The organism is Clostridium sp. FP2, assembly GCF_011065955.2.
GTDB lineage: Bacteria > Bacillota > Clostridia > Clostridiales > Clostridiaceae > Clostridium_AD > Clostridium_AD tagluense.
The window spans coordinates 3,578,090-3,591,612 of record NZ_JAAMNI020000001.1; the positions used below are offsets into that span (position 1 = coordinate 3,578,090).

Here is a 13,523-nt window from a genome sequence, read left to right on the forward strand (position 1 = left end):
CGAATTTTTATTTATACAGATTTAATTTAAATGCTGATTTTTATTTATATGTGCTTTATTCTATTTCCATTTTAAAATTTCGATTTTATCATGTGTTTTTCTGAAATTTATTAAATAAGGATGCCCCACTAAATTAAAAAGTGGCAAATCTGATAGAGAATCAGAAAACATATATGAGTTTTCAAAGTCAACCACCATGTTTTCTTTTTTCAAAACTTCTTTAAGTCTTTTTACTTTTTCTTCCCCTTTACAATTTTCCCCCAAGATTTCATTTCTATGTAAGCCATTTTCCAGAGTAAACCTTGTTCCTATTATTTTATCTACTTCTTCTATGTTATAAAGCTCATTTAAATAGAATTCAGCTGAAGCAGAAATCAAATAAATTTTATAGCCTTCTGCTTTCATTTTTTTTATCATCACAATAGCATCACTATATAGTATTTTACTTAACCGTTTTTCATAAAATTCCTTGACGATTTTTTTCATTTCATTTTCTTCTATACCATCAATGAATCGTATAAAGGTTTTCTTTACTTTTGAAGCATCATGGATTTTTAACATATAAAAAATAGATGAGTATATACTTTTGGGTAGATATTTTAATAATCCAGGATTCTTTTTCATCATAAAAAAATAGAATTCCACTAGTGTCTCACGTTTTGTTAATGTATAATCCACATCAAAAATAGCTAATTTTTCTTTCATAACCTATACCTCCTTTAATTATAATTTTTATCCTTAAGATACTCTTATTGTACTCTTATAATGTTAATAATATTATCATTAACATTAATTCTCTATTCATTCCTTTTTTCAATCATCCACTGGGTTGTTAAATCACCACTAAAGTTTTTTATTATAGTATAGGGCACCCACTTATAAAAGTAGGTGCCCTTTCTTCTGAAATGTCGTTAAAAAGAGCCGATGCATTTGCAACGACTCTTTTTACTTAACTATTTCTCTTCTTTAATCATTTCTTCATAATATGCAGTTACTTCTGCGAACTCTTCATCTTCTGGGATAATTAATTCGCCTGTTTCTTCATCTCCAATTACTTTGAAAAGATATATTGAATCATCTTCAGGATTTTGAACTAATGCATATTCATTATCTTTATAAGTAAATCCATCTACTATTTCACATGGAACTACATTACCATTTTCATCTTCTAAATCTACAGTTAGTGCTTCTCCTTCTCCACAGCCGCAACCGCAACCATCGTGTTCATCGTGATCATGACCACCACATCCACAACCTTCATTTTCTTGGTTGTTTGAACCACATCCGCAGCCATCATTTTCCTCGCCGCCGCAACAAGTCTTTTTATCTTCATTCATAATGTGTTACCTCCTACATTCAGTATATTTTCTATTTTACCCTTAATTACGAAATAATAAAAGGTTTTTTTTAAATTTTATTGTTAAGTTATTGTTAAATGTATTTATTGTGTGATTTAATTACAAAAGAAGATGAAATTTAATTCATCTTCTTTTGAATTTGCAATTTTAACTAAAACCTTAAATACTATTTTTGGTCAGCAAGTCTTTTGTAACTGTCTAATCTTTCCATAGCATCTTTTTCTGTTTTAACAAACAATGCTTCTGCTGTTTCTGGGTATATTTTTGCAAGTGAAGAATATCTTACTTCGCCCATTAAATATTCTCTAAATGAAGTAGTTGGTTCTTTAGAGTCTAATATAAACGGATTCTTTCCTGCTTCTTTAAGTTCTGGATTAAATCTATACATAGCCCAGTATCCAGACTCAACAGCTCTCTTAGTTTCAAATTGAGTACATCCCATACCTGCTCTGATACCATGATTGATACATGGAGCATAAGCAATTATAAGTGATGGTCCTTTATAAGCTTCTGCTTCTTTAATAGCTTTTAGTGTTTGATTTTTATCAGCACCCATTGCTATTTGAGCAACATAAACATATCCGTAACTCATTGCCATCATACCTAAATCTTTTTTCTTAGTTTTCTTACCAGTTGCTGCAAATTTTGCAATAGCTGCAGTTGGTGTAGATTTTGAAGATTGACCTCCAGTATTTGAATATACTTCTGTATCCATTACAAGAATATTTACATCTTCTCCAGATGCAAGTACATGATCAACTCCACCAAATCCTATATCATAAGCCCAACCGTCTCCACCAAATATCCATTGAGACTTTTTAACTAAATGATCTTTTTTACTAAATATTTCTTTTAATGCTTCATTATTGTCTTTTTCAGCTGTTAACAATGGTAACATTTTAGCTGTTGCAGCTTTTGAACCTTCTGCATCTTGTTTGTTTTCAATCCATTCATTAATAGCTGCTTTTAATGCATCACTTGTGTTTAAAGTTAGAGCTTTCACTGCTGACAATTCAACTCTATCTCTTAATTGAGTAGTTCCAAGGAACATTCCAAGTCCAAACTCAGCATTATCTTCAAATAATGAGTTAGCCCAAGCTGGTCCCTGACCACATTCATTAACTGTATATGGTGATGCTGGTGAACTTCCTCCCCAAATTGAAGAACATCCTGTAGCATTAGCTATGAGCATTCTATCTCCAAATAATTGAGTAATAAGTCTAGCATATGGTGTTTCTCCACATCCGGCACAGGCTCCACTGAATTCCATTAATGGTTTTTCAAATTGACTTCCCTTAACAGTTGCAGTAGTCATTGGGTTTACTTTTTTAGATAATGATTGTTCAAATTTCCAATTTTTTATTTTTGTTTCTTGTGACGCAAATGGTTTCATTATTAATGCTTTTTCTTTAGCTGGACATACTTCTGCGCAGTTACCACAGCCAGTACAATCTTCTAAACTTATACCCATAGTGAAATTCAAGCCTTCAAAATTCTTTCCACCTGTAGCTTTTTTACTTGAATAGCTTTCTGGAGCGTTCTTAAGTTCTTCATCTGTGGCTAAGAATGGTCTTATTACAGCGTGAGGGCATACATATGCACATTGGTTACATTGTATACATTTGTCTACTTGCCATTCTGGTACATTAACAGCAATGCTTCTCTTTTCAAAGGCAGCTGTTCCTGGTTGTAATGTTCCATCTTCTATTCCAATAAATGCTGAAACAGGTAGGGAGTCTCCTTCTTGTCTGTTCATTACATCAGCTATATTTTTAATGAAATCTGGTCTAGCTTCTTTTGAAGTCTCAGTAGTGTCCACAGCCTGTTTCCAACTTTCTGGTACATTAATTTTAACAACTGATTCGATTCCCTTATCTATTGCAGCATTGTTCATGTTAATAATCTTTTCACCTTTTTTACCGTAAGATGAAATAACTGCTTCTTTAAGATACTTAACTGCATCTTCTAGAGGAATTATATCTGCAAGTTTAAAGAAAGCAGATTGCATTATCATGTTTGTTCTTCCACCAAGACCTATTGATTGAGCTATGCCAACTGCATCGATAATGTTGAAATTAATATTATGGCTAGCAATATATTTCTTCATTGCTGCTGGTAAATGCACTTCTAATTCTTCTGGACTCCATATGCAGTTTAATAGGAATGTTCCATTATCTTTTATTCCTTTTAAAACATCATACTTATATACATAAGATTGATTACCACAGGCAACATAATTTGCAGCATTTATTAAATATGTTGATTTTATTGCTTTCTTACCAAATCTTAAGTGAGAAACTGTAATTCCACCTGATTTTTTAGAATCATATGCAAAGTATGCTTGAGCATACATGTTTGTATGGTTTCCTATGATTTTTATAGCACTTTTGTTAGCTCCAACAGTACCATCTGATCCAAGTCCCCAGAATTTACACTCTTTAGTTCCTTCAGGAGTTGTTGTTATCTCAGGTCCTGTTACAAGTGATGTATTAGTAACATCATCTACTATTCCAATAGTAAATCCGTTTTTAGGAGATTCAGCTTTTAAGTTTTCAAATACTGCAACCATTTGAGCTGGAGTAGTATCTTTTGAACCAAGTCCGTATCTTCCACCAACTATAACTGGTCTGTTTTCTTTTTCATAATAAGCATTTCTTACATCTTGGAATAATGGTTCTCCAATTGATCCTGGTTCTTTTGTTCTATCAAGTACTGATATCTTCTTAACTGTAGAAGGTATGTATTTAAAGAAATGGTCTAGTGAGAATGGTCTGAAAAGATGTACTTTAAGTACTCCAACCTTTTCTCCTTTTGCATTTAAATAATCTATAGTTTCTTCAATAGTATCACAAACTGATCCCATTGCTATTATTATTCTATCTGCATCAGGTGCGCCATAATAATTAAACAAATGGTAGTCAGTTCCGATTAATGAATTTATTTTTCCCATATATGTTTCAACTTTCGCTGGAAGAGCATCATAGTATGAGTTTGAAGCTTCTCTTCCTTGGAAATAGATGTCTGGGTTTTGTGCTGTTCCACGAGTTACAGGATGCTCTGGATTAAGTGCATGATTTCTAAATGATTCTAGTGATTCTGTGTTTATAAGCGAAGCTAGAGTTTCATAATCCCAAGTTTCAATTTTTTGTATTTCGTGAGAAGTTCTAAATCCATCAAAGAAGTTTACGAAAGGAATTTTTCCTTCAATAGCTGTTAAATGCGCAACTGGTGAAAGGTCCATTACTTCTTGTACACTGCCTGATGCAAGTAGTGCAAATCCAGTTTGTCTTGCAGCCATTACATCTTGATGATCTCCAAAAATATTAAGTGCATGAGTAGTTAATGCTCTAGCAGCTACATGAAATACTCCTGGAAGTAGTTCTCCTGCTATTTTGTACATGTTTGGAATCATTAATAATAATCCTTGAGAAGATGTAAAAGTTGTAGTTAAAGCTCCTGTTTGAAGTGATCCATGAACCGCTCCTGCAGCTCCTGCTTCTGATTGCATCTCCATAATTTTAACTTTTTGTCCAAATACATTTTTTGTTTCTTTAGCTGCTAATTCATCACAATATTCTGCCATCGTTGAAGATGGTGTTATAGGATAAATCGCCGCCACGTCAGTATATGCATAAGCAACGTGTGCTGCTGCTGTATTACCATCCATTGTTTTCATTTTTCTCATTAATAAACCTTCTTTCATTAATAATATTATAAAAAAGTCTTACAAAGCTTAATAAAGCTGTGTTTCTTGTTTAGTTTTACCACTTGAAATGCCTTTATTCAAATTACAAAATATGCAATTTATAGATAATCTACAGATTGCATATTTTACAGATTTCTATTGGTAAATGTTATTTAACTAAATTCTTTCCCATCTCTTCTGCTTCAACTAATTGTTGCTTAGAAGGTGCCTCATTAACGGTTAAATTTTGTATAACATTAAACTCATAATCCTTCATTTGACTTACCCATTTGTTCATAAATTCGCCATCATCCCATCCATAAGATCCAAATAATCCAGTAACTTTGTTACTTATTGGAATCAATTTGAACTTATCAATGAAAGGTTGCATTTCCTTTTGTTCTATTCTATTGTTATCCATTGATGGACTTCCGAAAGCAACTGCATCTGCGCTAGTTACATCTTCCACAGTAGCTTCACTAACTAGTTTAACTAGTACTGTAGCGCCTGCTTCTTTTGCACCTTTAGCTATGTGACTCGCTAGAACTTCAACATTTCCATTGTTGCTCCAATAAATTATAGTTAATTTTTTCATTACTATCACCCCATACTTTCATATTATTAGATAGTTTTTCTTACCCCTTAATTATACATCAAAATGAAAAACATTCAAGTTCTTTGTTATGAATATTGTATAAATATTGCATTATACCTTAATAATCCTTAATAAAGTATAAAATAACTAACTTCCTCTAAATTTCTTCTAATTTATACTTTTCTCCACTTTTAACAATCACAGATTTATACTCTTTGGAATCTAATAATTCCTTAAAACTTTTTTGAGCATCACTATCTCCGTGTACAAGAAAAATACCTTTAGGCTTTATCTTCATATGTTCTACCCAATTAATTAACCCGTTTCTATCTGCATGACCAGAAAGTCCTTGCAAATTATATATGGTCGCCGCTACGGAAATATCTTCGCCAAAAATTTTAACCATTTTATTCCCGTCTAAAATTTTTCTACCTAAGGTGCCCTCAGCTTGATATCCTACAAATACTATAGAATTTTTACGAATCCATAAACCATGTTTCAAGTGATGTTTTATTCTACCTGCATCACACATTCCAGACGTTGATATTATTACCATCCCCTTTTGAACCTCATTTAATTTCATAGACTCTTCCGCTGAATGAGTATATTTAAGCCCCTCAAATCCTAGTATATTATCATCATATTTTCCCATCTCTTTTGCCTCAGAATCAAAATTTTCTCTGTTATTTTCAAAAATTCTTGTTGCTTTTTCTGCCAGGGGACTATCCACATAAACAGAAAGATTTTTAAGCATCTCTTTATCAAAATAATTATTCAAGGCATATATAACCTCTTGTGTCCTACCTACTGCAAAGGATGGAATTATAACATTTCCTCCTCTATCAAAAGTTTCTTTTACTATACTAGCCAGTTCCTTTAATACATCTTTGAAATTCTTATGTACTTTATCTCCATAAGTAGTTTCCATAATAACATAATCTGCATCCTCTATAAATGTAGGATCATTTATAAGTGGAATGTTAACATTACCTAAGTCTCCAGTATAAACAAGTTTTACAGGTAAGATTCCTTTTTCTTCCATTTGGAGTTCTATAATAGCTGACCCCAATAAATGGCCTGCATCCCTAAATACAATTGTTAATCCATCAAAAGGTTTTATCTCTTCATTGTAAGGGTAACCTTTAAAAAGCTTTAAACACTCCTGCGCATCTTTCGAAGAATACAAAGGCTGAGTAGCCTCCAGTCCTTTTCTTTTAAGCTTCTTATTCTCCCACGTAGCTTCCATCTCCTGAATGTGAGCACTATCCGGAAGCATCACAAGGCATAGTTCATTTGTAGCTTTTGTGCATAAAATTTCACCTTTAAATCCATTTTTATATAGTAGTGGAATTCTTCCACTATGATCTATATGAGCATGGGATAATATCATTAAATCTATTTCTGCTGGGTTAAATTCAAATTTCTGGTTTTTACCTTCATCTCCATCTCTTCCTTGGTATAATCCACAATCCAATAAGATAGTTTTATTTCCTATTTTTAGCATATGGCATGAACCTGTAACACACTGGCAAGCACCAAAAAAATTAAGCTCCATCTTATTTCTCCTTTGATTTGTATTATTATTTTTCATATATAATAACTCATAATTATAGTTTACGCTTTTTTAGGTTTTTTATAGGATAAATATTATTTGAAATAAAAAAAGATGAAGAAATTTTACTTTCTTCATCTTTTTCTATATTTTTCTATTAAGTTAACTATTAAATCAATACTATTTTCAGTGTTACTATTATTCATATTCGCAATGTATTTTTGTGAATCATTATACAATTCATCAATCTTCATTTGCAAACATTCTGGGGTTAGCTCCTCGTCTTGAAGAACCATACTATATCCGCTCTTTTCAAAAGATCTGGCATTAAGTATTTGATCGCCGCGGCTAGCCTTAGCAGATAGTGGAATTAATAAATTAGGTTTTCTTAGTGCTAAAAGTTCAAAAATTGCATTTGCTCCTGCTCTTGATACCACAAGATCTGCAGCAGCCAATAAATGAGGTAATTCATCTTTTACATATTCAAATTGCACATAGCCATTTTTATTTTGAAGTGATTTATCTAAATTATTCTCACCACAAATATGAATAATATTATACTTTAAAATCAATTTTTCAAGTTTTGACCTTATAGCTTCATTTATAACTTTAGATCCTAGGCTACCACCAATAATCAGCAATATTGGTTTTTCATTTTTAAAGCCGCATATTTCCTTAGCCTTTATTTTACTTCCTAAAAACAATTCCCGTCTTATAGGGTTACCAGTTACTACTCCTTTTCCATTTTTTATTTCATTTAAGGCTTCTGGAAAAGTTACACATACTTTCGTACAATAAGGTGCCGCCAGTCTATTGGCAAGTCCTGGCGTAATATCACATTCATGAGCAATTACTGGAATCTTGCAAAGATATGCAGCAAGTACCACTGGTACAGAAACAAACCCACCCTTAGAAAAAACAATATCCGGCTTTTCAATTTTCATTATTTTTTTCGCCTCAAAAAGCCCTTTAATTACCTTTAGTGGATCAGTAAAATTTTTCATATCGAAGTATCTTCGAAGTTTCCCACTTGAAATAGGATAATATTTTATATTTTCACCCTCTATTATTTTTCTTTCAATACCCTCTTTTGTCCCAATATATTCAATTTCATAACCTAACATTTTAAGTTTTGGTACAAGTGCAAGATTTGGTGTTACATGTCCTGCTGAACCTCCACCAGTCATTATTATTTTGTGGTTTTTCACTTTAACACTCCTTTAAAAAACATGGTTTACTCAGTTTATTCTACATTATTATATACCAAATGCAATAAAAAGTTCTAACTTTTTAAAAAATGTTGTCCAAATTTTACTAAACATAATATAATTTTCAAAACTAACCTTTAACACACTAATATAAAAATTACAAATGAGGTTAAACTATTATCATACCAAATAAACTTAAATTTAAAGGGAGGTAATGAATATGTCAAACGGAAGTAATAGAACATTAGTACCACAAGCTAGAGAGGGACTAAACAAATTTAAAATGGAAGCTGCTCAAGAGGTTGGAGTTAATTTAACTAATGGATATAACGGTGATCTTACTTCTAGACAAAATGGTTCTGTAGGCGGACAAATGGTTAAAAAAATGGTAGAACAATACGAGAAAAATTTATAATCTAAAGTTTAAAATTTAGAATAGGTTAAAAGGTATATGCTAGCCATATACCTTTTAATTATGATGTTTTTACCTTAATCATATAAATATATGTGTTCATTTTATATTGATTAAAATAAGAGTACTATGTAATTTTTTCTCATATAATTAAAGTTTTTCATATAATAACAAGTATTAATTTAAAATGATGTACTTGCCTTATTTTCCTCCAACATTCTATTATATATTTCAAATTTCTGCACAAGATACTATCATAACACAAACAAAATATAAAGGGAGGTAATTAATAATGGCAAACAGAACATTAGTACCACAAGCAAGAGAGGGTTTAAACAAATTTAAAATGGAAGCTGCTCAAGAAGTTGGAGTTAATTTAACTAATGGCTACAATGGAGATCTTACTTCTAGACAAAATGGTTCTGTAGGCGGACAAATGGTTAAAAAAATGGTAGAGCAATACGAAAAAAATCTATAATTTAAATTAGTTATTAAAGGGTATATGCTAGTCATATACCCTTTAATTTTAATTGTTTTACCTATAAACATTTATAATTTCTTTTCATCTATTTAAATACTCCATATAATAGAAGTTACAATTTAAAATTTACTTGCCTTATTTTCCACAAATATTCTATTATATATTTTAAGTTTCTGCACAAGATACTATTATAACAAAATAAAATATAAAAGGAGTGATTTAAATGTCAAACAGAAAATTAGTACCTCAAGCTAAAGCCGGATTAAATAAATTTAAAATGGAAACTGCAAAAGAACTAGGTGTTAACTTTACAGATTACAATGGTGATTTAACTTCAAGGGAATGTGGTTCTGTTGGCGGAGAAATGGTTAAAAAAATGGTACAACAGTACGAAGAAAATTTATAATTTATCCAAAATATAATATAGACACATAGATTTATTCTATGTGTCTTTAATGATTTAACTAAGTTTAAATTCTATGACTTTTAATTGAATAGACTTGTACCCATTATACTCATTAATTTGAGGTGAAAAAATTAAGTCTAGTTTCATTCCTCTTGGAGTATCAAGATAGGTTTTATATTCTTCTCCATAGGAGTCCTTTAACATTTCCATAAATTCCTCTACCCTATTGAAAAATATTCCATCAATGGTTTTATTCGTTCCTGGAATTAAAAATTTTATTTTTATTGTATTTGCACTTTTACCTAATATATCTATTTTTAAAACCGGTATGTTTTTTTCAGCTAGTAGTGGTGAAGAATTACCTTTTCCATAAGGTTCTAAAAGCTCTAATTCTTCAATTATCCCATAATTTATTTTATTAAGCGGCATCCTCTCATCTATTCTTACTTTAGCTATAATATCTTCATCTGTTAGCTTGCAAATAGAATTTAACTTTAGCCTTAATTTTTCTATATTTTCCTCTTTTATAGAAAGACCTGCCGCCATTGGGTGTCCTCCGAATTTTAAAAGTAGTTCTTCGCATTTTATTAATTCCTCAAATAAATTATATTCTTCAATAGATCTTGCTGAACCTTTAGGACTTTCCTTTCCACTAGTTAATATTATTGTTGGCACATTGAAAGTTTCCCTAACACGCCCTGCTACAATTCCTGCGATACTCTCATGAATGGTATCTTTATAAATTACTAATACTTTGTCATTTTTGAAAGGGGAATGCTGTACAAGTTCTATGACCTGCTGCACATTTTCCGTTGTCATATCTTGTCTTTTTTTATTAAGTTCATATAGTGTTTTAGCTAGTTCCACTGCTCTAGTTTGTTCTTCACATATAAGAAGTTCAACTGAAATGGCCGCTGACTCTAGTCTCCCTGTAGCATTTATGCAGGGTCCTATTTGAAACCCAACATGATAAGATTTTATCTCTTTACCCTCAATGCTCAAAATTTCTTTTAAACATTTTAAACCAAGATTTTTTGTATTTGTTAACATTCCTAATGCATTTTTAGCAATTATTCTATTTTCGTCTATCAAATCTACCACATCACAAATGGTCCCTATTCCTGCTATTTCTATAAATTCTTTTACAGCTTCACTATTAATTCCAAGTTTTAAATATAGCGCTTGTACAAATTTAAGTGCAATACCTGCTCCACAGAGTTGTTTAAATGGATAATTACATTCCTTTTGTTTTGGATTAATAACTGCATCCGCTGGGGGGATATTGAAGGTTCTATGGCCTGTGCTATCTTCCTCAAAAGATAACTCATGATGATCAGTTATTATAACCGTCATTCCTAGTTCTTTTGCTAGTTTTACCTGCTCCGTTGCAGCAATTCCATTATCACAAGTTAAAATCACCTCAAACCCTTCTAGGCTGAGTTTTCTAATCCTATCACTATTTATGCCATAACCTTCAAGTTCTCTATCAGGAACATAGTATTCTACAGCTGCACCACATTGTTTTAATGATTTGTACATTATAACAGTACTAGTAACACCATCTGCGTCATAATCTCCATATACTACTATTTTTTTCTTGTTTTCAATAGCGAGTTTTATTACTTCTATGGCTTTCTCCATATCTTTCATTAAAAATGGATCATATAAATCCTCTAAACTAGCCCTCATAAATTTTTTTATATCTATTTCATTATTAAATCCCCTATTAATTAAAATTTTAGCTAAAACCTCACTTACACCAGATTTTTTTGCTAGTGCTTTAATATCTTTAGAGGTACTTCTTATTAACCACTTTTTCTCCATATTTATCTCCTAATTAATTATTATTTTATATTTACTGCTGAATTTTTTGGCATCAAAATTTGAATAGTAGGATTAACTAAAACACTATTTACTACTTTCATTATTTCTGCCTCTTTTATGTTTTCCATGGCTTTAAATTCAGAGAAAATTCCGAAGCCATCTCCATACATAATTTCATATACACATAAACTCATACTAGTTTGAATAGATTTCTCTAGGGCTAGCATCCTTCTTAATTTGTAACTTTTACACAGTTTTAAAAGGCAAGACCCATCAAAATAACCCTTTATTTTTTTTACTTCCTCAATTTGATTATTAATAATCTCTATGGTCTTATTTACATTTTCATAGGAAGTTCCAAGGGTAATTGTAAAGAGTTTTATTCCTGTCTCATTTTTAATTTTACTGCTTATATCATATACAAGGCCTCTTTTAGTCCTAATCTCATCATATAGTATACTGCTTGTACCTTCTCCAAAAACTATGCTAAATAGCTTTAGTGCACTAATTTCTCTATCATTTAAATCATGGATAGGGAAACAATATTGAATTTTAGCACCTTGCAAGTCATCTCTATACTCAAAGTAGGTACCTGGATTATTATTTTCGTATATATACTCTGGCGCACCTTCTATGTGATGCTTAAGATTAAATAACTTATTATTAAAATTACAAAGATACTTTTCCACTATGTCTGAAACACTTTTAAAACTCATGGAGGATATTATACTCACAACACAATTATCTGAGGTATAGTTTTTATGATAAAAGTTTTTAATCCTATCAATGGTGATGGAACGAATTGACTCGTCTGTGCCTATGATTAAATTCTTTATTCTTCGCTTATTAAATCCATTATACAGCATGGAATCTTCACAAAACTGGCTAGAATCATCTTTCCACTCTTTTAATTCGGCGCTGATTACATCTATTTCCTCTTTGAACCCCTCTACTGGAAAAGTTGGATTCAAAATTATATCTGAGTAAATTTCAAAACCCTTTTCAAAATCTTCATCTAGGGTGGTGCCATAATATACTGCATAGGGATAATTAGTCATTGCATTACAAAATCCAAAGGTTTCATCGCATAATTTATTAATCTGGTATTCCGTGCGGGAAGCTGTGCCCTTAAAAAGCATGTGCTCCACCACATGAGCCATGCCTAAATCATTATTTTCCTCACAATTTGCCCCAGCATTAAAACCTATGGTAAAAGAAGTTAAATTATTTTCTGCTTTTTTATATATTAATTTTACTCCATTTTCAAACATTATTTTTTCCATTTAATCACCTTCATCTTTTTATTTTTGTTTTATTTTTATTTTTGTTTTATTTTTGTTTTTTTTGTTGTAAACTAATATGATGACAATATTCATTTTATGTAAATAGTTACCTTGTGTAAAAACTACTATTTTAAAATTAATTCAAAAAGGAGGTAGGTTGGTTTTGAGTGCCTATGGCATTCCTCTCATGATTTAAATCACGAGTATCCAGTCACAAAAACATGAATAATAAACATAAAACACAATCCTTAACTCAATTTATTAAGTATTCCCTAGTTGGTGCTACTAATGTTATAATAGATCTTATCATATTGAATATTCTTTCCTATGCCACAGGCATTACTAGTGGTAAAATGCTATTTGTTTTTAATCTCATAGCCTTTTTCGTTTATTCAATTTGTAGTTATAATTTAAATAAAAAATTCACTTTTAAAGAAACTGCACCTAAAAAAGCTTATTTTCCATATGCCTCTGTATTATTTTTTAGTATGATTTTAAATAGTCTTATGTTAGTTTTATTAACAAGTCACAACCCTTTAATTCATCATATGCATAGAGGAGCACCTATGGTGAAATTAAAACACATTTGGTTTAACATATGCATTTTAATAGATTCTACGACTATAGGCTTACTTGGTTTTTCGATTAATAAATTTTTTGTTTTCAATAAAAAGAAAACACGCTAAAACAAGTTTTATTTAACTTTTTATTGCGTGTTT

At 31.0% G+C, this 13,523-nt stretch carries 12 protein-coding genes; 4 read left to right on the plus strand and 8 right to left on the minus strand.

Annotation, left to right across the window (positions count from 1 at the left end; genetic code table 11):
• Positions 1-60 precede the first annotated feature (60 nt).
• The 6 genes from G9F71_RS17255 to G9F71_RS17280 form a co-directional block, all read right to left on the minus strand.
• Positions 61-705 (minus strand): HAD-IB family hydrolase, encoded by a 645-nt coding sequence (locus G9F71_RS17255; protein WP_164949048.1) that lies wholly within the window; start codon positions 703-705, stop codon positions 61-63.
• 248 nt (positions 706-953) lie between these two features.
• Complete coding sequence (locus G9F71_RS17260; RefSeq protein WP_164949049.1) at positions 954-1,337, minus strand: DUF1292 domain-containing protein; 384 nt, start codon at positions 1,335-1,337, stop codon at positions 954-956.
• A gap of 187 nt (positions 1,338-1,524) precedes the next feature.
• Positions 1,525-5,043 (minus strand): pyruvate:ferredoxin (flavodoxin) oxidoreductase, encoded by a 3,519-nt coding sequence (gene nifJ / locus G9F71_RS17265; protein WP_164949050.1) that lies wholly within the window; start codon positions 5,041-5,043, stop codon positions 1,525-1,527.
• A gap of 169 nt (positions 5,044-5,212) precedes the next feature.
• Positions 5,213-5,638, minus strand: a complete 426-nt coding sequence (locus tag G9F71_RS17270; RefSeq protein WP_164949051.1) for a flavodoxin — start codon at positions 5,636-5,638, stop codon at positions 5,213-5,215.
• A gap of 157 nt (positions 5,639-5,795) precedes the next feature.
• Positions 5,796-7,193 (minus strand): MBL fold metallo-hydrolase RNA specificity domain-containing protein, encoded by a 1,398-nt coding sequence (locus tag G9F71_RS17275; protein WP_164949052.1) that lies wholly within the window; start codon positions 7,191-7,193, stop codon positions 5,796-5,798.
• A gap of 131 nt (positions 7,194-7,324) precedes the next feature.
• Positions 7,325-8,398 carry an undecaprenyldiphospho-muramoylpentapeptide beta-N-acetylglucosaminyltransferase gene (locus tag G9F71_RS17280; protein ID WP_164949053.1) on the minus strand — a complete coding sequence of 358 codons (1,074 nt, stop codon included), beginning with the start codon at positions 8,396-8,398 and terminating at the stop codon, positions 7,325-7,327.
• A gap of 220 nt (positions 8,399-8,618) precedes the next feature.
• On the opposite strand from G9F71_RS17280, the gene G9F71_RS17285 reads away from it, so the two are divergent.
• The 3 genes from G9F71_RS17285 (at position 8,619) to G9F71_RS17295 (ending at position 9,697) form a co-directional block, all read left to right on the plus strand.
• Positions 8,619-8,813: an alpha/beta-type small acid-soluble spore protein gene (locus G9F71_RS17285; RefSeq protein ID WP_124998096.1), complete on the plus strand. Its 195-nt coding sequence runs from the start codon at positions 8,619-8,621 to the stop codon at positions 8,811-8,813.
• A gap of 289 nt (positions 8,814-9,102) precedes the next feature.
• Positions 9,103-9,288, plus strand: a complete 186-nt coding sequence (locus G9F71_RS17290; protein WP_124998098.1) for an alpha/beta-type small acid-soluble spore protein — start codon at positions 9,103-9,105, stop codon at positions 9,286-9,288.
• Between the two features lie 226 nt (positions 9,289-9,514).
• On the plus strand, positions 9,515-9,697 hold the full coding sequence (locus G9F71_RS17295) for an alpha/beta-type small acid-soluble spore protein (protein WP_124998100.1): 183 nt from the start codon (positions 9,515-9,517) through the stop codon (positions 9,695-9,697).
• Between the two features lie 54 nt (positions 9,698-9,751).
• On the opposite strand, the gene recJ is transcribed toward G9F71_RS17295, so the two are convergent.
• Both recJ and G9F71_RS17305 read right to left on the minus strand, forming a co-directional pair.
• Positions 9,752-11,521, minus strand: a complete 1,770-nt coding sequence (gene recJ, locus G9F71_RS17300) for a single-stranded-DNA-specific exonuclease RecJ (RefSeq protein WP_164949054.1) — start codon at positions 11,519-11,521, stop codon at positions 9,752-9,754.
• 20 nt (positions 11,522-11,541) lie between these two features.
• On the minus strand, positions 11,542-12,804 hold the full coding sequence (locus G9F71_RS17305) for a M16 family metallopeptidase (RefSeq protein WP_164949055.1): 1,263 nt from the start codon (positions 12,802-12,804) through the stop codon (positions 11,542-11,544).
• A gap of 221 nt (positions 12,805-13,025) precedes the next feature.
• Here G9F71_RS17305 and G9F71_RS17310 point away from each other — a divergent pair, with 221 nt between their 5' ends.
• Positions 13,026-13,490, plus strand: a complete 465-nt coding sequence (locus G9F71_RS17310) for a GtrA family protein (protein ID WP_164949056.1) — start codon at positions 13,026-13,028, stop codon at positions 13,488-13,490.
• Positions 13,491-13,523 lie beyond the last annotated feature (33 nt).